The following is a 22,613-nucleotide window of genomic DNA, read 5'->3' as shown; positions in this document are numbered from 1 at the left end:
ATGAAAAACCGCCTGATGGTGGGCCTGGGCGCGCACGCGCTGGGCTGCCTGCTGTTTATTGTGTTGAGCTGGCTGGGATTTTTCCTGTACACGCAGCTGTTCGGCAGCCTCGGCTCGCGCGGCGTGGCCGGCGGCTTGGCCTTGCTGCTCGTGTTTTATGTGTATGCGGGCACGAATCTGCTGCTGGCGCTGTTGCCGCCCGGCAGGTGGAAACCGGTGCTATGCGGTTTGCTGGGCGCGGCCGTGCTCGCGTATCTGCTGCCCCAGCATCCGCTGCGGGCGATCTACTTCAGCGTGCTGGCGGGCGGTTTGAGCTGGCTGGCCGTGCTGGCCAGCGCGCGTTTAAGCGGATACCTGCGCGGCTGACAGCCCCGCAATAAAAGCGGCGACGGCGACGGCGGCCGCTTCCGGCGCCGTCTGCAGCAGCATGTGCGGCGCGGCGATGTCAACCAGTTGCGCGCCCGCTGCCTGCCGCAGTATCTGCACGGCGTTCGCCGGCGGCACCAGGCGGTCGTGGCGGGCGCGCAGATACAGCACGGGCAGGCTGCCGCGCGCGAAGCTGCGCGAGGCGTCGGTTTCCAGCACGGCGCGCAGGCGCTGGCGCAGCACGCTGGGCGGCACTTGCGCCAGCGCCGCTGCCAGTTCCGCCTGCAGTTGCGGCGTGGAGTGGGGCGCCAGCAGCGCCTGGCGCAGCGCGAAGCCGGGCATGGCGCCAAAGGGTACAAGGCCGAGCAGGTGGCGCAGCGGCGCCAGCATCGGGCGCGGATTGCGCACGAACGAACAGCACAGGATCAGCCCGCGCATGCCGGGCGGCGGATCGGTGCGCAACGCTGCCCCCAGCGGCCCGGAAAACGATTCGGCCAGCACGACGAACGGACGGCCCTGCGGCAGGCGCTCGCGCACGAAGGCTTCCAGCGCCGCGTAATCGAGCGGCGCGGCCGGATAGGCGATGGCCAGGGTGTCGATGGCGCTGTGCGCGCGCAAGGCGGCGTCAAAACGGTGGAACAGACTGGCCGTGCCATCCATGCCGGGCAGGAGGACGAGCAGTGTCGAAGCGGGAGGAGAGGTCGTCATTGTGGCCATCATAGCAGCCGTGCCGGCATATGCACCGTCCGCCAGCCGCACCGCATGGGCGCTGGCGCCATGCTAGAATCGCCGGCGCGCCATGCGTGGCCGTAATCGCGGTCTAATCCCCGACAGACAGAATCATGCATATCATTTTTTCGAATTACCGCACCCTGGGCGGCGCCTTGCTGGCAGCGGCCTGCGTCCTTTCCCAGCCTGCCCGCGCCACGGCGGCGCCCTCGGCACCGGCCGGGAAAAGCCTGTCGTCCTTGCTGGCCGGCGGACCCTTGCCGCGATTGAGCGAAGACCCGCAAGTGCGCGCGGCCCTGTTCGATTTCTTCGGTTACGCGCGCGGCAGCTACACGGAAGACGATGAATTGCTGCTGGCGCAGGCGCTCGAAGCGATCAGCGAAAAGCGCGACGCCACGCGCACCGTGCTGGCCGATGGCCGCCAGTTGCTGGCGTCGATGAATGACCGCAAGCAGGGCCGTGAACGCGGCGCCATGCTGCTCGACAAGCGCGGCGCCATCATCGCCTTTGGCCTCGTCAACGGCCATTGCCGCCTGGAGGGACAACCGCTGGCGAAGGTCTGCAATCCCGATCCGAATGCCGTGCTGACGGTGTTCCACCGCAAGGGCATGCTGGTCGGAGATGCGGCGCCCTTGCTGGCCTGGGCCCGGCAATTGCCGCCCATGCTGGCGCTGATCGCGGGCGACAAGGAAGCGGGCGCCGATGGGCAAAAGATCGCCAGCGTTGAATATGTGCTGGCGCAGCCTGCCCTGCCGGGCTGGAATCGCGCCCAGCTGCCGCCCGCGTATCCGCCGGCGCTGCTGCCGCTGCTGCTCGATAAATCGACGGTGCTGACGTCGGCTGGCGCCGGCGTGTTTGCCTATCCGCTGACCCTCAAGGGCAAGAAACAGAACAATGTGCTCGACCATGCGGAAGGCCGCCCGCCGCGCGACCTGGAAGTGGCGCTGCGCAGCTATGCCAGTTTCGACACGGTGGTCGAGCGTTACCGCCAGCTGGCCAAGGGCGCCAGGCTGCAGCGCAACGAGCGCACGGCCTACCTCGATGGCAACATGGGGCAGGGCAGCTACCGCGTCTATATCCGCAACACGGGCGCCGATGGCGTGATGATCGACGTGGCCCTGTGGCAGCGCAAGCTGGCGGCCAGCCGCTGAATTCAATCAGGGCGCGCTTCTTCGTAGCCCAGTTGCGCCAGCTGCGCGGTGATGGCGTCGTCGCGGGTTTTCTTGCCGGTGCGCAGGCGCGCATGCGTGAGCGACGCGGGCAAGCCATGCGCCAGCAAGGCGTCGATGTCGAGCATGGTTTCGGAGGCCGACAGCTGGCGCAGGGCGGGTAGGGCGGCAAGGCCGGGCAGGCTGTCGAGCGTCTTGCAGGTGTGCAGGCTAAGGCGTTCGAGCACGGGATTGGGCCCCAGCGCGATCTGCCGCAGCTTGATCTGGTCTTCCACCCATAGCGCCTGCAGCAGCGGGAAGCGGCCGATATCGCCCAGCGTTTCCAGGCCGCGCACGCGTATCACTTCCAGTTTCCGCAACAACGGCGCCTCGATGTGCGCGAGCGATTCGCGCCCGCCCAGCTGCAACAGCAGCCGGTCCAGGCGGGCCATCTCCGAAATGAAATCCAATGGCACCTTGTTCTTGATGCGGTACAGCGACAGCTCGTGCAGCGCCGGCAGGCTGGTCACAGTGTCGATGTGCTGGTGGTGGCCCTCGATGACCAGGCTGTCCAGCTGCGCATAGTGGCGCAGCGGCGCCAGGTCGATATTGTTTTTGGCCGACTCGCCCAGGTTCAGGTATTCGAGGCCGCGCAAATTATCGAGCTGCAGGATGTCGGCCTGCGCCAGCTGGTACACGCCCAGGCTCAGGCGCTTCAGGTGGCGCAGCTCGCCCAGGGTTTCCAGATGGATGGCTTGCCAGTGGCAGTCGATGGACAGGCTGGCCACATGCGGCAGCGCGCGCAGGATGCGGGCGTCGAACACCCTCGGGTCGTAACCGTAGATGCGGATGGTCAGCGCCGTGCCGCAGGTGGCGGCCAGGGCGTCGAGGTCGGCCAGCAGCGGCTCCGGCTCGCCCAGGGTATCGAACTGCACCAGCACCTGCTGGCCGCCCGCGATGGCGGCGCGGATCGCCGCAGCGTCGATGCGCCCGGGGTTCTGGATGCGTAGCGGCTGTGTTGTTTGCGTCATGGTCATAGTCCTATCGGATAGTCGACTTTCCTGGGGGGAGGGCAGCCTTCCGGTCCCGGAAACGTCTGCTTGCCCGTGTCGTCGTAGCGCTTGCCGCACTCCACGAGCACGCGCTTGCGGAAGGTGTAGATGCTGGCCACCTTGCCGTTCGGGTGGTAGCAGATATTGTCGCCGTCGCGGTCGGTCGAAGCGTAGCTGATCATGGTCTCGCCATTGACCGTGCGCGTGCTGTGGCCGCTGCGCGGCTCCGTGCATTTGAGCTGGCCGCTTTCGTAATAGACGTTGAGGACGGAGGTGTCGGCGGCGCGGTCGACCAGCAGTTCGTCCTTGCGCTTGCCGTTCGGGTAGTTCGAATAGCCTTCCTGGCGCTGGCCGTACTGGAAGGCGTAGTAATACTGCGGCTTGCCGTCCGGGTAGTACATGTGGTGGTACTCGCATACGTCGTCGCGCGTGCTGCCGTACTCCTTGAAGGTGCAGCGGTGGATGTCGTTGAACAGCTGGCCGTCCTCATAGTACTCGCGCAGGTGCGTGAGCAGGCGGCCCTGGTCGATGACGGCCAGGCGCTCCGGCTTGCCGTTCGGGTAGTAGCGCGCGTCCAGGCCCTGCTTCTTGCCCATGTCCCACAAGGTGTCGAGACGCAGGATCTTGCCACTGTCGTCGAACGCCTGTTCGCGCCCATCGAGCTGGCCGCTGCGGTAGGAGGCCGTGTAGACCGCGTATTCCTTGCCGGCCGGGCCCAGATAGCGCGTGCGGCTGCCTTCGAGCACGCCGGCCTGGTAATGGTCGCGCTGGCGCAGCGCGCCTTGCGCATCCGTGTCGATCGCTTCACCCTGCTTTTTGCCTTGCACGAAAGTGACGCTTTGCGTGGCCTTGTCCTTGAGCTTGAGCTTCCACGGCCCGTCGCGCAAGCCTTCGATGAAGCTGCCGTCGCCGTCTTCCGTGATCCACGCGCCATGGCGCGCGCCGTTGACGTAGTTGCCGCGCGTTTGCAGCTTGCCGCCCATGCTGCGTTCGTGCGGGCCGTTCAGCTGGCCGCCCGCGTAGGTGTCGAAGCCCGTCACTTCCTCTGCATCGGCATAGTTGACGACCGTCCAGCGGCCTTCGCGCTTGCCGGCCCGGTACATGCCGCTCTCGCTCTGCTTGGGATAGTTGAAGGACCACAGGCCTTCCTGCAGGCCGTTGACGAAGTGGCCTTTTTCGCTGCCTTCGTGCATGCCGTCGCGCACCCACAGGCCCTGGCGCTTGCCCTTCGCGTACTGGCCCCGCTCGACCACCGAGCCGTCGTCCCAGGCCAGGCTGTAGATGACGGAAGGGCCTTCCTGGCTGCCCGTGAACTGCTTCGGCGCCGTTTCCCACGTCACTTGCCACAGGCGGTAATTGCGCAGGATGCCGGCGCCGACATCGCTGTACAGGGTGTAGCTGGCGGTGAGAAAACGCTCGCCTTTTTTCTCGAAGGTTTTCTTGTAGATGATGGCGTCCTGGCTGCCGGCCGCCACGGGCTTGCCCTCATCGCTGTAGTAGCCGACGATGGTGCCCTGCGTATGGTCGATGGCGTCGAAGTCCGCATTGCCGCTCTTGCCGCGCGCGACGCTGTAGTCCATCGGCGCCAGTTTCGCCAGCGCCGCCTTGACCTGGCCCGCGTTGGGCGCGGCGCTTTGCGCCACGATGCGGTTCAACGCCGGCTGCAAGCCGTCCAGGCGCCTGTATTTGCCGGAACTGCGGTCGTAGCGGTAGGCGCGCAGTCCGTTCTTGCCGTCCTGGCGGAACAGCACCAGCATGGTTTGCACGCTGTCGTCCGAATCCTTGTCCAGCGAGGCGTAGAAGACGGAACGGATGACGGCGTTGCCGAACTGGTCGAGCAAAATGGGTTTCGAGCTGCTGCTCTTGCACTCGCAGTAATAGCCGTTGACGCCTTCTTTTTCCTTGAGAAAGGCGACGTCAAGCCCGCTGTCCTGCGCGGCGCTGATGGCGGGATGGGCGAGGGTCTTGCCTTCGTAGAAGGGCGCGCCGTGGGCGAGGGCGGAGCAAAGCAGCAAGGGCAGAAGCAGACGTTTCATCGTGAGGCTGGCGCCGGGGCGCCGCAATGGAAAGGCCACGATTCTGCCTGCGTTCTTACTTGCGGGCAAATGGGCGCGCGTCTATCGTGTGCGCGCCCCCGTTCAGGGCTGGTGCGCGGCGCAGAAGTCCAGCAGCAGCTGTTCGCCGTCCGGCCACGGGCCGTAGCCGGCGTCGCCGTTGATATGGCCGGCGTCGCCGATCATGGTGAAATCGCTGCCCCAGGCGGCGGCAAACGCGCGTGCCCGCGCGAAGCTGACGTAGGGATCATCGCCGCTGGCGACCACCAGGCTGGGAAACGGCAAGGCTTGCAGCGGCATCGGCGCAAAGCCCGTCGTGCCGGCGGGGTAGGAGGGCGCTTCCACATCGCTGGGGGCGACGAGGAAGGCGCCGGCGATCTTGTGCGGCGAACCGCTGGCCGCCCAGTGGGCCACCAGCGTGCAGGCCAGGCTGTGCGCCGCCAGCACGGGCGGGCGCTCGCAGGCGGCGATGGCGCGGTCGAGCTCCGCCACCCATTCGTCCTTGTCCGGCGTCTGCCATTCCCCGTGCGGCACGCGCGACCATTGCGGGTGGCGCGCTTCCCAATGGGTTTGCCAGTGCTGCGGCCCGGAATTCCACAGGCCGGCCAGGGTCAGGACGAGAGACGACATCGATGCTCCTTAAAGTTATAACTCCGTGCGAAGGGCAAACAGCTCGGGGAACAATACCACGTCGAGCATCTTGCGCAAATAGCTCACGCCCGCCGTGCCGCCCGTACCCGTCTTGAAGCCGATGATGCGTTCGACCGTCGTCACGTGGCGGAAGCGCCAGAAGCGGAAGGCCGTTTCCAGGTCGACCAGCTTTTCGGCCAGCTCGTACAGGGCCCAGTGTTTCGACGGGTCGCGGTAGACTTCCAGCCACGCCGCCTTGACGGAGGCGTCGGTGCTGGTCGGCAGGGTCCAGTCGGCGTTCAGGCGCTCGGGGGAGATGGGCAGGCCGCTGCGCGCCAGCAGCTTGATCGACTCGTCGTAGACGGAGGGCGCGCGCAGGGCGGCGTCGAGCACCTTGTAGGTTTCCGGCGCCGTCGTATGCACGTTGAGCAGGGCCGCGTTCTTGTTCCCCAAAATGAATTCGATCTCGCGGTACTGGTAAGACTGGAAGCCGGACGAGGCGCCCAGGTAAGGGCGGATGGCCGTGTATTCGGGCGGCGTCATGGTGGCCAGCACGTCCCAGGCGTGCACCAGCTGGTCCATGATGCGCGCCACGCGGGCCAGCATTTTAAAGGCGGGCGCCAGGTCGCCGCTTTGCAGGTTGGCGCGCACGGCGTGCATTTCGTGCAGCATCAGTTTCATCCACAATTCGCTCGTCTGGTGCTGCACGATGAACAGCATTTCGTTGTGGTTCGGCGACAGCGGATGCTGGGCCGTCAGAATGCGGTCCAGCGCCAGGTAATTGCCGTAGCTCATAGATTCGCTGAAATCCATCTGCGCGCCATGCCACTGCGCATCCTGGCCGCCCGCATGCATGGGGCAGCCGCTGGTGTTTTCCTTGTTCATATTCTTGTCGTCGCTCATGGGATGCTTCAGGTGACGGCATCGCGCTTGGCGGCGATGTCGTAGGCTAGTGTGTCGAGGATGTCGCGCAGAATTTCCACGGCATCCCACACGTCGGCAAAGCTCGTGTACAGGGGCGTGAAGCCGAAGCGCATGATGGCCGGTTCGCGGTAGTCGCCGATCACGCCGCGCGCGATCAGTGCCTGCATCACGGCATAGCCGTGCGGGTGCGTGAAGCTGACCTGGCTGCCGCGGCGCGCATGCTCGCGCGGCGTGACGAGGCCCAGCGGATGGCTGGCGCAGCGCTGCTCCACCAGCGCGATGAACAGATCGGTCAGGGCCAGCGACTTGCGGCGGATGGCTTCCATGCTGGTTTGCGCAAAGATATCGAGGCCGCATTCGACCAGGGCCAGCGAGAGTATCGGCTGCGTGCCGCACAGGGCGCGGGCGATGCCGTCGGCGGGCGCGAAGCCCGGCTCCATGGCGAACGGCGTGGCGTGGCCCCACCAGCCGGACAAAGGCTGGCGGAAGCGCGCCTGGTGTTTTTCAGGCACCCAGATGAAGGCGGGCGAGCCGGGGCCGCCGTTCAGGTATTTATAGGTGCAGCCGACGGCCAGGTCGGCGCCGGCGCCGTTCAGGTCCAGCGGCACGGCGCCGGCCGAATGGGCCAGGTCCCACAGCGCCAACGCGCCTTGCGCGTGGCAATGGCTGCTGATGGCGGCCATGTCATGCTGGTAGCCGGTGCGGTAGTTGACGTGCGTGAGCATGGCGACGGCGCAATCGGCAGCGATGGCATGCGCCAGTTCGTCGGGGTTGTCGACCAGGCGCAATTGGTAGCCGCGGTCGAGCCAGGCGGCCAGGCCTTGCGCCATGTACAGGTCGGTGGGGAAGTTGCTGCGTTCGCTGACGATGATGCGCCGCGCCGCATGCGCGGGATCGCTGGCCTGCATCTGCAGGGCGGCGGCCAGGGCCTTGAACAGGTTGACGGAAGTGGTGTCGGTGATCACCACTTCGCCCGTGCCGGCGCCCAGCAGCGGGGCCAGGCGGTCGCCCAGGCGCTTGGGCAGGTCGAACCAGCCGGCCGTATTCCAGCTGCGGATCAGGTCCGTGCCCCATTCGGCCGTGATGACGTGCTGGGCGCGGGCCAGGGCGGCTTTCGGCCGTGCGCCCAGGGAATTGCCGTCGAGGTAAATCACGCCTTGCGGCAAGTCGAATTGCTGGCGCAGGGGCGCCAGGGGATCGTCGAGGTCGCGCGCGCTGCAGTCATGTCGAGAAATCATGGTGGCTTTCATATTGATACTTGTCTCAGTGGCACGATATTGCTTGAAGCTTAAAGTATTGTGCGGAAGCAGGCAGTGTAGCAAATTCACGCTGGAAAGCGGAATTTCCGCTCGGGTTGAAGCGCGGAATGTACCTGCCTGCGGGGCGTCAACGAAAAAAATCACGATTTTTAAAAATATTTTCAAATAGCCCTAAAGTTCTGCGATTCGCCGCCGTCAACGATTACATGAACGGTGTCAAACCGACGGAAAAAGAATGCGGGTTTTTGAAATATTTTTCAAAAAAGCCCTAAAGTTCCCGCCAGGACAGCCGTTATCTAGGTAGACAGGCTTGATTCCAATCAAGTTGTTGTAAAAAAGTGATATTTTTTACAGGCCAAAAATTGGCTAAATCCGGCCCAGAGCCAACCCTCCATACCCGCGCCGTTGCTGGTGCGCGACCATGATCGAGTAGTGTTTGTCAGACAAACACCTACGATCCCATCCGCTATTGCCCGACCAAAAATACAGCGCTACGCCTCTGTTGCATTTAATGTTGCTCCTGCAGAATGTATCTCACTGGCAACACACAACGCCAGCTGAATTCAACGGATTGAGGAGATGGAAATGACTGCTAACGATATGATGGCTGAGATTCGCGACGCTAACCTGAGCTACCTGATGCTGGCCCAGCAAATGATTCGTGCGGACAAGGTAACGGCCATCTTCCGTTTGGGCATTGCCGCCGAAATCGCCGAACTGATCGAAGGCATGAGCAATGCGCAGATCCTGAAGCTCGCTGGCGGCAACATGATGCTGGCCCGCTTCCGCTTCGACGACAGCGCCATCCTGGGCATGTTGACGAACTACAATAAAGACCGCTCGCTGGCGCAATCGCACGCAGCTATCCTGATGGCAGGCCAGGGCGTCGAAGAAATCGCTTGATTCAGTAATCTTCAGTCAGTAGTAGTTAGTTAGTATCAGTCAGTCGCGGAGTACACAGCATGGCCAAGAAAAGTGTCGTATCGGAAGCGCAGGAAATCCAGCTGGCCATCGAACTGATACAGCTGGGCGCCCGTTTGCAACTGCTGGAGACCGAAGTCTCGCTGTCGCGCGAACGCCTGCTCAATCTGTACAAGGAATTGAAGGGCGTCTCGCCGCCCAAGGGCATGCTGCCGTTTTCCACCGACTGGTTCATTACCTGGCAGCCGAATATCCATTCCTCGCTGTTCATCAACATCCACAAATTCCTCGTCGACCACGCCGGCGCCACGGGCATCGAAGCCGTGATGAAGGCGTATAAACTGTATCTGGAACAGATGCCGCCCGAAGCGGGCGAAGAGCCGCTGCTGTCGCTGACGCGGGCCTGGACCCTGGTGCGCTTTTTCAGCAGCAAGATGCTGGACATGGCCCCCTGCGGCAAGTGCGGCGGCAAGTTCGTCGTCAACTGCCTCGACCTGAACGCCGATTATGTGTGCGGCCTGTGCCACATGCCTTCGCGTGCCGGCAAAACCAAGAAGGCGCGCGATGAAGCGGCCGCTGTCGCGCCACCGAGTGTCGCCGCCTGATATTGCCCGAATTACTGTCCCAATAATAGCCTCAGTGAAAACCGGAGCGGTCGCCAGACCGGACTCCGGTTTTTTCATGGCGCTTTCGCTTACACTGGCGTTTTCCTCCTTTAACTTGCCCATGCTGCAGCAAATCCTGCGCGCGCCCGCGCTCAAGGCCATCCTGATCCAGGTGCTGGCCTTTCCCTTGATGTTGCTATTGGTATATGGTCTGGCGCGCGCCGGCGTGGCCATGTCGCTGCCGGCCGTGGCGCTGGTGCAGGGCGTGCTGGCGGCGCTCATCACGTGGCGCGCGGGACTGGCGCGCTGGTGGTGCGCCATCGGCCTGCTGTTCGCCCCCGCCTTGCTGGCCGCCAGCCTGCTCGATCTGCCGCCGGCCGTGTTCCTGGCGGCCTTTGTTTTCCTGCTGAGCTTGTACTGGTCGACGTTCCGCACGCAAGTGCCGTTTTACCCGTCGGGGCCGAAGGTGTGGCAGGCGGTGGCGCAGCTGATCGCGGACCGTCCCGGCGTGCGCCTAGTCGATATCGGCAGCGGCCTCGGCGGCCTGGTGCTGGACCTGGCGCGGCGCCGGCCCGATGGGCAGTTTTCCGGCATCGAGCTGGCGCCGCTGCCGTGGCTGGCAAGCCGCTTGCGCGCACGGCTGGCGGGCAGCCGCGCGCGCTTCCTGCGCGGCGACTACGAGGCGCTCGACTTCGGCCGCTACGATGCCGTCTTTGCCTACCTGTCGCCGGCGGCGATGGCGGCCTTGTGGCGCAAGGCGGAAAAGGAAATGTTGCCCGGTAGCATGCTTCTTAGTTACGAATTCCAGATCGCGGCACGCGCGCCCGATAAGACCATCGCCGCCACAGAGGGTGGCCCTTTACTTTACATATGGTGCTTTTAAGCAATTGTCTGCGTTATTTGCTTGCCCGTGGGGCAATCTCACGTTATTGTAGTTCCACACGGCATTTTCTCGGAATTGCATTGAAAAGCAGCACCTTTCAATTAACTTCCGGTTGCTTTTTTTGCCGCTGTCTTTGCCGGCGGCGCAGCCGCCAGAAGGCAGAACAGGTTTGAACATGCCGGGCATACAGTCCCGGCCATTATTGGGAGTCAGGGCACTTGTTAGTCATAATCGGATACATCATCGTCTGCGCCTCGGTCTTTGGCGGCTTCGCAATGGCCGGCGGCCATCTGGCGGCGCTGTTCCAGCCGCTGGAGTTGCTGATGATCGGCGGCGCCGCCCTGGGCGCCTTCCTTGTTGGTAACAATAACAAGGCCATCAAGGCGACGATCGCCGCCTTGCCCAGCTTGTTCAAGGGTTCGCGCTATACCAAAGAGCTGTACATGGAACTGATGTCGCTGTTGTTTGAAGTGCTCAGCAAGGTGCGCAAGGAAGGCTTGATGTCGATCGAAGGCGATATCGACAAGCCCGAGGAAAGCCCGCTGTTTTCCAAGTACCCGGCCGTGCTGGCCGACCACCACATCGTCGAATTCATGACCGATTACCTGCGCCTGATGGTATCGGGCAATATGGATGCGTTCCAGATCGAAAACCTGATGGACAACGAAATCGAGACGCACCATCACGAAGGTGCCGTGCCGGCCCACGTGATCGCCAAGGTGGGCGATGGCTTGCCCGCGTTCGGTATCGTCGCCGCCGTCATGGGCGTGGTGCACACGATGGAATCGGTGGGCATCCCGCCGGCCGAGCTGGGCATGCTGATCGCGCACGCGCTGGTCGGCACCTTCCTCGGCATCTTGCTGGCGTATGGCTTCGTCGGCCCGCTGGCCAGCCTGCTCGAGCAGAAGCTGGAAGAGTCGAGCAAGATGTTCCAGTGCGTGAAAGTGACCCTGCTGGCCAGCCTGAACGGCTATGCGCCGGCGCTGGCCGTGGAGTTCGGCCGCAAGGTGCTGTTCTCGACCGAGCGTCCGACGTTCAACGAGCTGGAAGACCACATCAAGAAATCGAAAACGAAGTAAGCAGTGAATATACGCCTGGACACCATGAGTCATTTGCAGCACACGGAAGGGGGACGCCATGGCCGATGAAGGCATGCGCCCGATTATCGTCAAGCGTATCAAGAAGACGGCTGGCGGACACCATGGCGGGGCGTGGAAAATCGCCTACGCCGACTTTGTCACGGCCATGATGGCCTTTTTCCTGCTGATGTGGCTGCTGGGCTCCACCTCGAAGGGCGACTTGAACGGCATTTCCGAATTCTTCAAGACGCCGCTGAAAGTGGCGATGGCGGGCGGTTCCGGCAGCGGCGAGAGCAATTCCGTGATCCAGGGCGGCGGCCAGGACTTGTCGCGCCAGGATGGGCAAGTGCGCAAGGCGCAGGAAGAGCAGCAGCGCAAATCGTTCGACCTCAATTCCGCCAAGGCCGCGCTCGAACGCGAGGAAGGCAAGCGCCTGCAGGCGCTCAAGGCGCGCATCGAAGCGACCATCGACGCCAATCCGCTGCTTAAAAAATACAAGAACCAGTTGTTGCTCGATATCACCAGCGAAGGCTTGCGCATCCAGATCGTTGATGAGCAGAACCGTCCGATGTTTGCGCTGGCCAATGCGAACCTGCAACCTTACACCAAGGAAATCCTGCACGCCATTGGCTTCGTGCTCAATGAAGTGCCGAACCGCATCGGCCTGTCCGGGCATACGGATTCGACGCCCTACATGAGCGATGCTGGCTACAGCAACTGGGAACTCTCGGCCGACCGCGCGAATGCGTCGCGGCGCGAACTGGTGATTGGCGGCATGAAGGAAGAGAAAGTATTGCGCGTGGTGGGACTGGGCTCGGCCGCCCACCTGGACAAGCTCGATCCCTTCAATCCGATCAACCGGCGCATCAGCATCATCGTCATGAACAAGCGCACGGAAGAAAATGTCCTGCGCGATGGTTCGGCGATCGAGCTGCCGGTGACCGATGCCGCTTCCGCCGCTGTCGCTTCAGGGCTGGCGGCGGGGGCGCCGCCCGCGGCGGCGCCAGCCCCCAGCCCGGTAGCGGCGAAAAAATAACACGCAAGGCTGTCGACGCGTGATGTATTGAAACAATGAGACCTTTATGACAAGAAAGAAAATACTTGGCTCGCATGTAAAGCGCCTGCTGTCTGGCGTGTCGGACCATGGCCGCAAGCACTTGACGGAGGTGGAAACCGACCTGGTGCAGACCGGCATCTTGCTGGAAGAGGCGATCGAGAAGCTGTCCTTCAATTTCATGGCGATACATGCAGCCGTCGCTGCGCAGCAAGACACCATCGCGCTGCTGCTCGACGGCGGTATTCCGGCCGAGCAGCAGCGCGAAAAACTGCTGGCGTTGCAGGATGAGGTGGGGGGCTACGTGAATGCCGCCATCACCAGCCTGCAGTTCCAGGACATGACCAGCCAGCTGATCGAGCGCACCTTGAAGCGCGTGACGGGCTTGCGCGAGTTCCTCGGGACCCTGGGCGAGCATGGCGCGGAGATGTTGCCGGAGAGCGACAATGAAGAAATTGTCGCCTTGCTGGGGCGGGTCAGCATGGCGCTGGCGATTCAAAGCCTGGAGTTGCGCAGCGTGCTGCGCAAGGCTGTCAGTCAACAGCATTTGGAAAGTGGCGACATCGAGCTGTTCTAGCATGCCAGTGCTGAACGCTTGTGGTTGCATGGATTGATTAATCAAATACTCGGGCAGGATGCCCGGAATAAGTGGGAGCAAAGATGGCCAAAACGATACTTGCAGTGGACGATTCCAGCTCATTGCGCCAGATGGTGGCGTTCAGCCTGAAAGCCGCCGGTTACCAGGTGGTGGAGGCCGTCGACGGCCAGGACGGACTGGAAAAAGCCAAGCTGCAAACCGTGGACCTGGTCTTGACGGACCAGAACATGCCGCGCATGGATGGCCTGGAGCTGATCAAGCTGCTGCGCGAACTGCCGACCTACCAGAAGGTGCCCATCCTGATGCTGACGACGGAGTCGTCGGACGAGATGAAATCGAAGGGACGTGCCGCCGGCGCCAATGGCTGGCTGGTCAAGCCATTCGATCCGCAACGCCTGATCGAAGTGGTCAAGAAGGTGATCGGCTGATGCCAGCCGCGCAGCACAACGATGCAATTGACGGAGTCACCCTATGACCATCGATATTAGCCAGTTTTTTCAGGTCTTTTTCGATGAGGCCGAAGAACTGCTGGCTGAAAAAGAACGGCTGCTGCTGGCCGTTGATATTGCGGCGCCCGACGCCGAAGACCTGAATGCCATTTTCCGCACCGCCCATTCGATCAAGGGCGGCGCATCGACGTTCGGCCTTTCCGACATGAGCGAGGTGACGCACATCCTCGAGTCGCTGCTCGACCGCATCCGCCAGGGCCAGATGGCCCTGACGGCGGAACACGTCGACGCCTTTTTGGCGGCCAAGGATATCCTCAAGATGCAGCTCGATGGCCATCGCCTGGGCAGCGCCGTCGACCAGGATGCCGTGGCCAATGTGCGCATGATGCTGCAGTCGTTCTCGCAGGACGTGCCCGTGGCCGCGCTCACGCCCGTCGCGCCGGCCTTCCATACGGCGGAAAAGGCCGCCGTCAGCCATGCCGGCGGCCATCGCATCCGCCTGGAACTGCCGCAGATGGAAGGGCGCGAAGTCGATGCGCTGGCGGCCGAACTGGGCTTGCTGGGCGACGTCGCCGTGTCCAGCTTGCCCGACGCGCGCAAGGTGCTGGAAGTGACGACGCATGAAAGCCTGGACGATATCCTGGCCATCTGCTCGTTCGTGCTCAATCCGGACGACATGGTGATCACGCAGGCGCCGCCACTGGCGCCAGGCGAAGCCGAAGCGGCCCGCGCGGCGCAGGAAAAGGCGCAAGGTTACGGTTTCTTCGACCCGCTGCCAGGTGCGCCTGGCGCGGCCGATCCCGGCTATGGCTTCTTCCAGCCGCTCGAGGATATCCGCGCCGCCGCCGGCGTGCAGAGCGACGCCGAACAGGGCTACGGTTTCTTCCAGCCGCTCGAACAGATACGCGCCGACGCGGCCAGGGCGGGCAACGCCAGCGCCGCCGCCGCGCCGGTCGTGGCCAGCGCCGTGGCCGAAGCGGAGCAGGAAAAGAAACCGGCCAAGAAAGAAGGCGACAAGGCCGGCGCCGAATCGTCGTCGATCCGCGTCTCGATCGAGAAAGTCGACCAGCTGATCAACCTGGTGGGCGAACTGGTGATCACGCAGGCGATGATCGAGCAGCGCGCCAGCGCGCTCGATCCGATGCTGCATGAAAAACTGCTCGACAGCGTCAGCCACCTGACGCGCAACACGCGCGACTTGCAGGAAGCGGTGATGTCGATCCGCATGATGCCGATGGATTTCGTCTTTTCGCGCTTCCCGCGCATGGTGCGCGACCTGGCGACGAAACTGGGCAAGAAGGTCGATTTCATCACGAATGGCGCCGCCACGGAACTGGACAAGGGCCTCATCGAGCGCATCGTCGATCCGCTCACGCACCTGGTGCGCAACAGTATCGACCATGGCGTGGAAATGCCGGCCGCCCGCGTGGCCGCCGGCAAGACCGAGGCTGGCCGCTTGTTCCTCTCGGCCAGCCACCAGGGTGGCAACATCATCATCGAAGTATCCGATGACGGCGCTGGGTTGAACCGCGAGCGCATCCTGGCCAAGGCCGCGCAGCAGGGCCTGGACGTGTCCGAGACGATGAGCGACGCCGACGTGTGGCAGCTGATTTTCGCGCCCGGTTTTTCCACCGCCGAAGCCGTCACCGACGTGTCGGGCCGCGGCGTGGGCATGGATGTCGTCAAGCGCAATATCAGCGCCATGGGCGGCGTCGTCGACATCCGTTCGGCCAAGGGTTTCGGCACGACGATTTCGATCTCGCTGCCGCTGACCCTGGCCATCCTGGACGGCATGTCGATCCGGGTCGGCGACGAAGTGTATATTTTACCGCTGGGCTTTGTCATCGAATCGCTGCAGCCAGCCGTTGAGGATATCAAGGACATCAGTGGCAAGGGGCAGGTGGTGAAAGTGCGCGGCGAATACCTGCCATTGATCCCGCTGTACCAGATGTTCGACATCGCGCCGCGCTTTACCAGCCCCTCGGAAGGCATCTGCGTGATCCTCGAGACGGAAGGGCGCAAGGCGGCCCTGTTTGTCGACGACCTGGTGGGGCAGCAGCAAGTCGTGGTGAAAAACCTCGAATCGAATTACCGCAAGGTGGTGGGCATTTCCGGCGCCACCATCCTGGGCGATGGCGGCGTGTCGCTGATTCTCGATGTCGCCGCCCTGATCCGTTCCTCTCGCCAGCTGGCCGACGAGTCCATTTTTTCGTAATACCGATAGATAAAGATAGGAAAACGCACCATGTCAGATACTCAACAAACATCCGGAAGCAATGCGGGCGACGGCAAGGACATCGCCGGCCGTGAATTCCTGGCCTTCACCCTGGGCTCCGAAGAGTACGGCATCGATATCCTGAAGGTCCAGGAGATCCGTGGTTACGAAGCGGTCACCCGCATCGCCAACGCGCCTGAATTCATCAAGGGCGTGATCAACCTGCGCGGCATCATCATTCCCGTGGTCGACATGCGCATCAAGTTCAACCTGGGCACGCCCGTGTACGACCAGTTCACGGTGGTGATCATCCTGAACATCGGCGGGCGCATCGTCGGCATGGTGGTCGACAGCGTTTCCGACGTCACCACCCTGACGCCGGAGCAGGTGAAACCGGCGCCGGAAATGGGCACCGCCTTCTCGACCGACTACATGATCGGCCTGGGCACCATCGACGAGCGCATGCTGATCCTGGTCGACATCGACAAGCTGATGTCGAGCAGCGAGATGGGCCTGATCGACAAGCTGGCGGCGTAAGCCTCCGCATGGCAGCAAGGCGGCGCCCGGTGCGCCGCCGTTTTGGCACGCAAAGAATCACTACAGATATGCATGTACCGGCGCGGCCAGAGGCGCGCCGGCAGGCTGCAAGGTCCGTCAGAGACCAGGCCACAACACGGCGCCGTCCGGTTGAACGGGCGCCGTTCACATAAATATTGGAGACTGTAATGAGTTTGCGCGATTTCAAGATAGGCACCCGGCTGGGGATAGGTTTTGGCAGCATTCTCGCCATCCTGGTGGTGGTGATCGTTTCGGCGAATGCACTGAATTACCGTAACAAGGCCCAGTTGCTCACGGGCCTGGCGCTGGCAAGCGAAAAGAATACGCAGGCGTCGCTGATGAAAAGCGCGATGCTGGAAACCGGTATCGCCATGCGCAATATCGGTTTGCAGGGCGATGTGGCCCTGATGCAGGCGGAAGAGGGCAAGGTGCGCGAGCAGCGCAAGCTGTACGACGGCGCGCGCGGCAAGCTGGCCACCCTGGGCCTGTCCGATGGCGAGAAGGCGCTGCTGGCCAATATCGCCAAGGTCGACGGCGATGTCGATGCCGCCTTCAAGGAGGCGATGGGGCAGGTGCTGGCGTTTAACAGCGAGGGCGCGGCGAAGGTGATCGCCACCCGCATCGACCCATTGAACAAGACGACCCTGGCCGATATCAACAAGCTGCTCGACTTGCAGCACGTGGCGCAGCAAAGTTTCATGGATGATTCGCTGGCGGCCGATGCGCGCCTGATGACGGTATTGTTCATCCTGGGCGGCGCGGCGGTGGCGATCGGCGCCTGGTGCGCCATCTTCATCACACGCTCGATCACGGTGCCATTGTCCGGCGCCCTGGCCGTGGCGCAGAAGGTGGCGGCCGGCGAGCTGACGTCGCGCGTGGTGGTCGAAGGCAAGGATGAAACGAGCGCCTTGCAGCAGGCGCTCAAGGACATGAACGAGAGCCTGGTGCAGACGGTCAGCGACGTGCGCAATGGAACGGACACGATCACCGTGGCGTCGCGCGAGATCGCCAGCGGCAATGCGGACCTGTCGGCGCGCACGGAAACGCAGGCCAGTTCGCTCGAAGAGACGGCATCGTCGATGGAAGAACTGACGTCGACCGTGAAGCAGAACGCGGACAACGCGCGCCAGGCCAACCAGCTGGCCGTGTCGGCGTCGTCGGTGGCGGAGCAGGGCGGCAAGGTGGTGGCGCAAGTGGTCGATACCATGGGCTCCATCAAGGACAGTTCGCGCAAGATCGTCGACATCATCGGCGTCATCGACGGCATCGCGTTTCAGACGAATATCCTGGCATTGAATGCGGCCGTCGAAGCGGCGCGCGCAGGCGAGCAGGGACGTGGATTTGCGGTGGTGGCGTCGGAAGTGCGCAATCTGGCACAACGATCGGCCGGCGCGGCGAAAGAGATCAAGGGCCTGATCGGCGACTCGGTCGACAAGGTTGATGCGGGCAGCCGCCTGGTGGACGAGGCGGGGCAGACCATGGGCCTGATCGTCACGTCGATCCGGCAGGTGGCCGACATCATGGGCGAGATCACGGCGGCGACGCAGGAACAGAGTCATGGCATCGAAGAAGTGAACCAGGCCATCGCGCAGATGGACCAGATGACGCAGCAAAACGCGGCGCTGGTCGAGGAAGCGGCGGCGGCGGCCGAAAGCATGCAGGACCAGGCGCAGAAACTGGCCGACGCCGTCAGCATCTTCAAGCTCGATGGCGAGAGCGCGGCGCAGGTGGCCATGTCCGTACCCGCGCCAGCAGTCAAGGCGGCGGCACGGCCGGCACCGAGCGTGGCGGCAAATACACGGCGGTTGGCAAAGACGGCGCAAGCCGGCACGCCAGCGCCCGCGAAAAAGCTGGCGGCAGCCGGCGGCGACGATTGGGAAGAGTTCTGACGCCAACCCGGTCCCGCTAGTTATACTTGCAAAGGCATTGGTCAGAGTAGTCATAGAGAGGTAAAAATAAAATGCCGCAAACTAAAACGGATTCGGTCAAGGAATTTGATTTCACTGGCAAGGACTTCGAGCGGGTCCGCGCCATGATTTACAAGCGGGCCGGCATCGCGCTGGCCGACAGCAAGCAGGAGATGGTCTACAGCCGTCTGGCCAGGCGCTTGCGCGCGACCGGCATCTCCTCGTTCGTCCGCTACCTGGACGACCTGGAAGCTGGCCGCATGGGCGATGAGTGGGAAGCGTTCACGAATGCGCTGACGACCAACCTGACGTCGTTCTTCCGCGAGGCGCATCATTTCCCGCTGCTGGCCGAGCACGTGAAAAAACTGAGTGGGCCGATCACCATCTGGTGTTCGGCCAGTTCCACCGGCGAGGAGCCGTATTCGATCGCCATGACGGTGTGCGAGGCGTTCAATACGCTCACGCCGCCCGTCACCATCATCGCCACGGACATCGACACGAACGTGCTGGCCACGGCCGCCAATGGCGTCTACAACCTGGACCGGCTCGACAAGATGCCGGCCGACCGTGCGCGGCGCTTTTTCTTGCGCGGCAAGGGCGATCGCGAGGGGCAGGTGCGGGTGCGCCCGGAACTGCGCCAGATGATCACCTTCAAGCCGCTCAACCTGCTGGCCGACGGCTGGCCATTGACGGGCCAGTTCGACGTCATCTTTTGCCGTAACGTGATGATTTATTTTGACAAGGCGACGCAGCGCAAGATCCTGTCGCGCTTTGTGCCCTTGATGAAGCCGGATGCCCTGCTGTTTGCGGGCCATTCGGAGAATTTTCTGTACGTGTCGGATTCATTGAAGCTGCGCGGTAAAACAGTCTATGAGCTCGATCAGCCTCGGGGCGCCGCGCCCAAGGCATCGTCGCATCGTACATGAGAGTGAAATATGAGCCTGGAATCCAAAGAGCAATTCGCCACTAACGTCTATTACGACAGGACGTTCAATTGTGACGCCGCCAAGATCTTGCCTGGTGAGTACTACTTTACCAACAAGGACATGCTGATCGTCACCGTGCTCGGCTCCTGCGTCTCGGCCTGCATCCGCGACCGCGTCACGGGCCTGGGCGGCATGAACCACTTCATGCTGCCCGATGGCGGCAGCGACCCGAACAGTCCGATTTCCGCGTCGATGCGCTATGGCACCTACGCCATGGAGATCCTGATCAACGATCTGCTGAAGGCGGGCGCGCGGCGCGAGAACATGGAAGCGAAAGTGTTCGGCGGCGGCGCCGTGCTGCGCGGCTTCACGGCGATCAACGTCGGCGAACGCAATGCGGCCTTCGTCATCAATTACCTGAAGGCGGAAAAAATGCGCGTGGTGGCGGAAGACCTGAACGACATCCACCCGCGCAAAGTGTATTTTTTCCCCCGCAGCGGCAAGGTGCTGGTGAAAAAGCTGATGCAGACGCATAACGATACGCTGGTGCGCCGCGAACTCGATTACGCCAGCCGCTTGAAAGTCGCGCCGGTGGGCGGCGAAGTCGAACTGTTTTAATAGTGTGATATACAGATAACAACACCTGATCACACCGTAGCGAGCGGATGGGAGTTGTGGCCGAGACGCGCAGCTGTGCTTTAGCACAGTGAGCATCGGAGGCCGCAAATCGCGACGCGCAGTAGGTGGGATCAGGTGCTTTAATGGGCCGGTAGGCCCAAAGGAAAATATATGAAGATCAAAGTATTGATCGTGGATGATTCGGCGCTGATCCGCAGCGTCATGACGGAAATCGTAAACAGCCAGCCCGACATGGAAGTGGTGGGCGCGGCGCCCGATCCGCTGGTGGCGCGCGAGATGATCAAGCAGACCAACCCCGACGTGCTGACCCTCGACGTCGAGATGCCGAAGATGGATGGCCTCGACTTCCTGGAAAAACTGATGCGCTTGCGCCCGATGCCGGTCTTGATGGTGTCGTCGCTGACCGAGCGCGGTTCGGAAATCACCATGCGCGCGCTGGAACTGGGCGCCGTCGATTTCGTCACCAAGCCGAAAATTTCCATCCAGAGCGGCATGCGCGAGTACACCGACATGATCGCCGACAAGATCCGCGCCGCCTCGAAGGCGCGCATCCGTGCGCGCACCCTGCCGTCGGCCGGCGACAAGGTGGCCGCGCCGCTGCCTGCCCTGCGCAGCCCATTGACGTCGAGCGAAAAGCTGATCATCGTGGGCGCCTCGACGGGCGGCACGGAAGCGATCCGCGAATTTCTCATGCAGATGCCGTCCGATTGCCCCGGCATCCTGATCACGCAGCACATGCCGGAAGGCTTTACGCGCTCGTTCGCGCGCCGCCTCGATTCGCTGTGCAAGATATCGGTGCAGGAAGCGGCAGGCGGCGAACGGGTGCTGCCCGGCCACGCCTACATCGCGCCCGGCCATTCGCACCTGACCCTGACGCGCAGCGGCGCCAACTACATGACCAAGATCGACCAGGGCGAACCGGTGAATCGCCACCGCCCGTCCGTCGACGTGCTGTTCCGTTCGGCCGCGCAATCGGCCGGTAAAAATGCCGTCGGCGTGATCCTCACCGGCATGGGCAAGGATGGCGCACAAGGCATGTTGGAGATGAAGGCCGCAGGAGCGTATAATTTTGCGCAGGATGAAGCCAGTTGCGTGGTGTTCGGCATGCCGCGCGAGGCGATCGCCGTTGGTGCTACGCATGAGGTCGGCGCTCTGACGGCCTTGCCTGGCATGGTGCTGGGACACCTGGCGGCGCATGGCATGCGTGCTTTGCGCGTGTAAGCCACGTTTTATATGATCTGAGGCAAGTTTGTTCGCCTAAAAGCAACGAAAATGCTATCCTACAACTTGCTGCCGTAGTGTCGACCATAATGTCGGCATTCATGTCGATATTATTAACAAACCGCTACAGAAACAACGGAGTTATTCATGGCTGATCCAAAGATGAAATTTTTAGTCGTTGACGATTTTTCGACGATGCGCCGCATTGTCCGGAATCTGTTGAAGGAACTGGGTTATGCCAACGTCGATGAGGCGGAAGACGGCGTGATGGGCCTGGCCAAGCTGCGCGCGGAATCGTTCGATTTCGTCGTGTCGGACTGGAACATGCCCAACATGGATGGCCTGACGATGCTGCAGCATATCCGCGCCGATCCCGCACTGGCCAAGCTGCCCGTGCTGATGGTCACCGCCGAAGCGAAAAAAGAAAACATCATCGCCGCCGCCCAGGCTGGCGCCAGCGGTTATGTCGTCAAGCCGTTCACGGCCGCGACCCTCGATGAAAAGCTGAACAAGATTTTCGAGAAGCTGGAAAAAGCCGGCGCCTGATCCAGGCTTGACCGTTATCAAGAAAACGCTGCCCGTGCAAACCGGCAGCGTTTTTTTTCGTCCGCCTGCGCCGATCACATGAGATTGCGCAAAGGAATTAAATATTTCCTAAAGTTAACTTTACACGTCAAATAATTTGGCCCATGATCGCTGCAGTATTTCCCTTTGTCCCCGACCCCGACAAGAAGGAGCGCGCGATGCGCCGAGCACCCATATTATTTTTCGCCCTGAGCACAGCCATGTTGGCGGGCTGTGGCGTGAGCCTTGAACAAACCACCGCTGCGCCTGTCGCGTCGGTCGAGATGCAGGAGCTGGCCGCGCAGCCGCCTGCCGAAGCCGATGGGCGGCATGCTTATCTGCACCGCGTGGGCGGCCATGACTATGTCAGCCTGAGCCAGAACGGCCCGGAAGGCGGCTTGCCGATCCTTACGGGCACACAGCGCCATGCGCACGCCATTCGCCTGCTGGCAGCCGATCCGGCCCAGGCAAGGGCCATCCTGCGCAGCCTGAGGCTGCCTGCAAACCAGCGCAAGCTGTGGGTGGGAGAAGAAATCGTGCTTGATGCGGCCAGCTATGACATGTTGCAAGCGGCACGCGGCAGCAACAAGCCGCTGTTTGCCGAACTCAAGCTGGTGGGGATGGAGAAGTAAAAAAAGAAAGGCTCTGTCATCGATAAATAGGGGATCTGCCTGAATCTTTCCTTGGCTGTACTGTCTGACTCTGCATACCCACCATGCAGGAGCCGATCATGCAGCCAGCCGAATGGATGCGCTTTATCGCGCAGTTTGCGCAGTTGAACCGACGCCAGCGGCAGGCAGGAATAGCCTTGCTGTGTGGCAATGGGCCACAC

The 22,613-nt window shown here is 62.5% G+C and carries 23 protein-coding genes and 1 pseudogene; 18 read left to right on the top strand and 6 right to left on the bottom strand.

Features of this window, described 5'->3' with window-relative positions; translation table 11 throughout:
• Complete coding sequence (locus HWE17_RS22870; RefSeq protein WP_176390352.1) at nt 1-366, top strand: hypothetical protein; 366 nt, start codon at nt 1-3, stop codon at nt 364-366.
• Here the strand turns inward: HWE17_RS22870 and HWE17_RS22865 are convergent.
• On the bottom strand, nt 343-1,074 hold the full coding sequence (locus HWE17_RS22865; RefSeq protein ID WP_176390351.1) for an alpha/beta fold hydrolase: 732 nt from the start codon (nt 1,072-1,074) through the stop codon (nt 343-345). The two genes, HWE17_RS22870 and HWE17_RS22865, sit on opposite strands and share 24 nt — an antisense overlap.
• 134 nt (nt 1,075-1,208) lie before the next feature.
• Here HWE17_RS22865 and HWE17_RS22860 point away from each other — a divergent pair, with 134 nt between their 5' ends.
• Nucleotides 1,209-2,246 carry a hypothetical protein gene (locus HWE17_RS22860; RefSeq protein WP_176390350.1) on the top strand — a complete coding sequence of 346 codons (1,038 nt, stop codon included), beginning with the start codon at nt 1,209-1,211 and terminating at the stop codon, nt 2,244-2,246.
• Between the two features lie 2 nt (nt 2,247-2,248).
• On the opposite strand, the gene HWE17_RS22855 is transcribed toward HWE17_RS22860, so the two are convergent.
• The 5 genes from HWE17_RS22855 to kynU form a co-directional block, all read right to left on the bottom strand.
• Complete coding sequence (locus tag HWE17_RS22855; protein ID WP_176390349.1) at nt 2,249-3,274, bottom strand: hypothetical protein; 1,026 nt, start codon at nt 3,272-3,274, stop codon at nt 2,249-2,251.
• Between the two features lie 2 nt (nt 3,275-3,276).
• Nucleotides 3,277-5,331: a toxin-antitoxin system YwqK family antitoxin gene (locus HWE17_RS22850; protein ID WP_176390348.1), complete on the bottom strand. Its 2,055-nt coding sequence runs from the start codon at nt 5,329-5,331 to the stop codon at nt 3,277-3,279.
• Between the two features lie 102 nt (nt 5,332-5,433).
• Entirely contained in the window at nt 5,434-5,979 is a 546-nt protein-coding gene (locus HWE17_RS22845; RefSeq protein ID WP_176390347.1) for an alpha/beta hydrolase, read from the bottom strand.
• Nucleotides 5,980-5,994: 15 nt separating this feature from the next.
• Nucleotides 5,995-6,882: a tryptophan 2,3-dioxygenase gene (gene kynA / locus HWE17_RS22840; protein ID WP_176390346.1), complete on the bottom strand. Its 888-nt coding sequence runs from the start codon at nt 6,880-6,882 to the stop codon at nt 5,995-5,997.
• Between the two features lie 8 nt (nt 6,883-6,890).
• Nucleotides 6,891-8,141 carry a kynureninase gene (gene kynU / locus HWE17_RS22835; protein WP_176390345.1) on the bottom strand — a complete coding sequence of 417 codons (1,251 nt, stop codon included), beginning with the start codon at nt 8,139-8,141 and terminating at the stop codon, nt 6,891-6,893.
• Between the two features lie 606 nt (nt 8,142-8,747).
• Between kynU and flhD the strand changes: the two genes are divergently transcribed.
• The 16 genes and pseudogenes from flhD to HWE17_RS22755 form a co-directional block, all read left to right on the top strand.
• Nucleotides 8,748-9,065, top strand: a complete 318-nt coding sequence (gene flhD, locus HWE17_RS22830) for a flagellar transcriptional regulator FlhD (RefSeq protein WP_034758381.1) — start codon at nt 8,748-8,750, stop codon at nt 9,063-9,065.
• A 59-nt stretch (nt 9,066-9,124) separates the two neighbouring features.
• Complete coding sequence (flhC, locus tag HWE17_RS22825) at nt 9,125-9,688, top strand: flagellar transcriptional regulator FlhC (RefSeq protein WP_035826585.1); 564 nt, start codon at nt 9,125-9,127, stop codon at nt 9,686-9,688.
• 76 nt (nt 9,689-9,764) lie between these two features.
• Nucleotides 9,765-10,571 (top strand): class I SAM-dependent methyltransferase, encoded by an 807-nt coding sequence (locus tag HWE17_RS22820; protein ID WP_255206361.1) that lies wholly within the window; start codon nt 9,765-9,767, stop codon nt 10,569-10,571.
• A 218-nt stretch (nt 10,572-10,789) separates the two neighbouring features.
• Nucleotides 10,790-11,650 (top strand): flagellar motor stator protein MotA, encoded by an 861-nt coding sequence (gene motA, locus HWE17_RS22815; protein WP_034758373.1) that lies wholly within the window; start codon nt 10,790-10,792, stop codon nt 11,648-11,650.
• A gap of 58 nt (nt 11,651-11,708) precedes the next feature.
• The gene (motB, locus tag HWE17_RS22810; protein WP_034778017.1) at nt 11,709-12,686 is read left to right on the top strand and encodes a flagellar motor protein MotB; all 978 of its coding nucleotides are present in this window, start codon (nt 11,709-11,711) and stop codon (nt 12,684-12,686) included.
• A 46-nt stretch (nt 12,687-12,732) separates the two neighbouring features.
• Entirely contained in the window at nt 12,733-13,281 is a 549-nt protein-coding gene (locus HWE17_RS22805) for a hypothetical protein (RefSeq protein WP_034758366.1), read from the top strand.
• Between the two features lie 83 nt (nt 13,282-13,364).
• The gene (locus tag HWE17_RS22800) at nt 13,365-13,730 is read left to right on the top strand and encodes a response regulator (RefSeq protein ID WP_034758362.1); all 366 of its coding nucleotides are present in this window, start codon (nt 13,365-13,367) and stop codon (nt 13,728-13,730) included.
• A gap of 43 nt (nt 13,731-13,773) precedes the next feature.
• Nucleotides 13,774-15,966: a chemotaxis protein CheA gene (cheA, locus tag HWE17_RS22795; RefSeq protein ID WP_035826595.1), complete on the top strand. Its 2,193-nt coding sequence runs from the start codon at nt 13,774-13,776 to the stop codon at nt 15,964-15,966.
• Between the two features lie 30 nt (nt 15,967-15,996).
• On the top strand, nt 15,997-16,503 hold the full coding sequence (locus HWE17_RS22790) for a chemotaxis protein CheW (RefSeq protein WP_034758356.1): 507 nt from the start codon (nt 15,997-15,999) through the stop codon (nt 16,501-16,503).
• A 188-nt stretch (nt 16,504-16,691) separates the two neighbouring features.
• The gene (locus HWE17_RS22785) at nt 16,692-18,413 is read left to right on the top strand and encodes a methyl-accepting chemotaxis protein (protein WP_176390344.1); all 1,722 of its coding nucleotides are present in this window, start codon (nt 16,692-16,694) and stop codon (nt 18,411-18,413) included.
• 71 nt (nt 18,414-18,484) lie between these two features.
• Nucleotides 18,485-19,357, top strand: a complete 873-nt coding sequence (locus tag HWE17_RS22780; RefSeq protein ID WP_035826600.1) for a CheR family methyltransferase — start codon at nt 18,485-18,487, stop codon at nt 19,355-19,357.
• Nucleotides 19,358-19,366: 9 nt separating this feature from the next.
• Nucleotides 19,367-19,975, top strand: coding sequence for a chemoreceptor glutamine deamidase CheD (cheD, locus tag HWE17_RS22775; protein ID WP_034758343.1), 609 nt, complete (start codon nt 19,367-19,369; stop codon nt 19,973-19,975).
• Between the two features lie 171 nt (nt 19,976-20,146).
• The gene (locus HWE17_RS22770; RefSeq protein WP_035826603.1) at nt 20,147-21,217 is read left to right on the top strand and encodes a chemotaxis response regulator protein-glutamate methylesterase; all 1,071 of its coding nucleotides are present in this window, start codon (nt 20,147-20,149) and stop codon (nt 21,215-21,217) included.
• A gap of 147 nt (nt 21,218-21,364) precedes the next feature.
• A complete protein-coding gene (gene cheY / locus HWE17_RS22765; RefSeq protein WP_026132837.1) occupies nt 21,365-21,763 on the top strand; it encodes a chemotaxis response regulator CheY in 399 nt (132 codons plus the stop codon).
• Nucleotides 21,764-22,020: 257 nt separating this feature from the next.
• Nucleotides 22,021-22,413, top strand: coding sequence for a hypothetical protein (locus HWE17_RS22760; protein ID WP_176390343.1), 393 nt, complete (start codon nt 22,021-22,023; stop codon nt 22,411-22,413).
• Nucleotides 22,414-22,511: 98 nt separating this feature from the next.
• Nucleotides 22,512-22,613, top strand: a pseudogene (locus HWE17_RS22755) (IS1595 family transposase); the annotation flags it as partial.

The sequence above is a fragment of the Janthinobacterium sp. BJB401 genome (genome assembly GCF_013372745.1).
Lineage (GTDB): Bacteria > Pseudomonadota > Gammaproteobacteria > Burkholderiales > Burkholderiaceae_D > Janthinobacterium > Janthinobacterium rivuli.
This window is presented reverse-complemented; position numbering and strand designations above follow the sequence as displayed.

Bases quoted from the DNA above. Each gene is read 5' to 3' on its own strand.
- HWE17_RS22785 (WP_176390344.1), top strand. From the start codon at position 16,692: ATGAGTTTGCGCGATTTCAAGATAGGCACCCGGCTGGGGATAGGTTTT.
- HWE17_RS22780 (WP_035826600.1), top strand. From the start codon at position 18,485: ATGCCGCAAACTAAAACGGATTCGGTCAAGGAATTTGATTTCACTGGC.
- HWE17_RS22770 (WP_035826603.1), top strand. From the start codon at position 20,147: ATGAAGATCAAAGTATTGATCGTGGATGATTCGGCGCTGATCCGCAGC.
- cheY (WP_026132837.1), top strand. From the start codon at position 21,365: ATGGCTGATCCAAAGATGAAATTTTTAGTCGTTGACGATTTTTCGACG.
- cheD (WP_034758343.1), top strand. From the start codon at position 19,367: ATGAGCCTGGAATCCAAAGAGCAATTCGCCACTAACGTCTATTACGAC.
- HWE17_RS22820 (WP_255206361.1), top strand. From the start codon at position 9,765: ATGGCGCTTTCGCTTACACTGGCGTTTTCCTCCTTTAACTTGCCCATG.
- HWE17_RS22790 (WP_034758356.1), top strand. From the start codon at position 15,997: ATGTCAGATACTCAACAAACATCCGGAAGCAATGCGGGCGACGGCAAG.
- cheA (WP_035826595.1), top strand. From the start codon at position 13,774: ATGACCATCGATATTAGCCAGTTTTTTCAGGTCTTTTTCGATGAGGCC.
- HWE17_RS22805 (WP_034758366.1), top strand. From the start codon at position 12,733: ATGACAAGAAAGAAAATACTTGGCTCGCATGTAAAGCGCCTGCTGTCT.
- kynU (WP_176390345.1), bottom strand. From the start codon at position 8,141: ATGATTTCTCGACATGACTGCAGCGCGCGCGACCTCGACGATCCCCTG.
- flhD (WP_034758381.1), top strand. From the start codon at position 8,748: ATGACTGCTAACGATATGATGGCTGAGATTCGCGACGCTAACCTGAGC.
- HWE17_RS22860 (WP_176390350.1), top strand. From the start codon at position 1,209: ATGCATATCATTTTTTCGAATTACCGCACCCTGGGCGGCGCCTTGCTG.
- motB (WP_034778017.1), top strand. From the start codon at position 11,709: ATGGCCGATGAAGGCATGCGCCCGATTATCGTCAAGCGTATCAAGAAG.
- HWE17_RS22855 (WP_176390349.1), bottom strand. From the start codon at position 3,274: ATGACGCAAACAACACAGCCGCTACGCATCCAGAACCCCGGGCGCATC.
- HWE17_RS22845 (WP_176390347.1), bottom strand. From the start codon at position 5,979: ATGTCGTCTCTCGTCCTGACCCTGGCCGGCCTGTGGAATTCCGGGCCG.
- HWE17_RS22800 (WP_034758362.1), top strand. From the start codon at position 13,365: ATGGCCAAAACGATACTTGCAGTGGACGATTCCAGCTCATTGCGCCAG.
- HWE17_RS22870 (WP_176390352.1), top strand. From the start codon at position 1: ATGAAAAACCGCCTGATGGTGGGCCTGGGCGCGCACGCGCTGGGCTGC.
- kynA (WP_176390346.1), bottom strand. From the start codon at position 6,882: ATGAGCGACGACAAGAATATGAACAAGGAAAACACCAGCGGCTGCCCC.
- flhC (WP_035826585.1), top strand. From the start codon at position 9,125: ATGGCCAAGAAAAGTGTCGTATCGGAAGCGCAGGAAATCCAGCTGGCC.
- HWE17_RS22865 (WP_176390351.1), bottom strand. From the start codon at position 1,074: ATGACGACCTCTCCTCCCGCTTCGACACTGCTCGTCCTCCTGCCCGGC.
- HWE17_RS22850 (WP_176390348.1), bottom strand. From the start codon at position 5,331: ATGAAACGTCTGCTTCTGCCCTTGCTGCTTTGCTCCGCCCTCGCCCAC.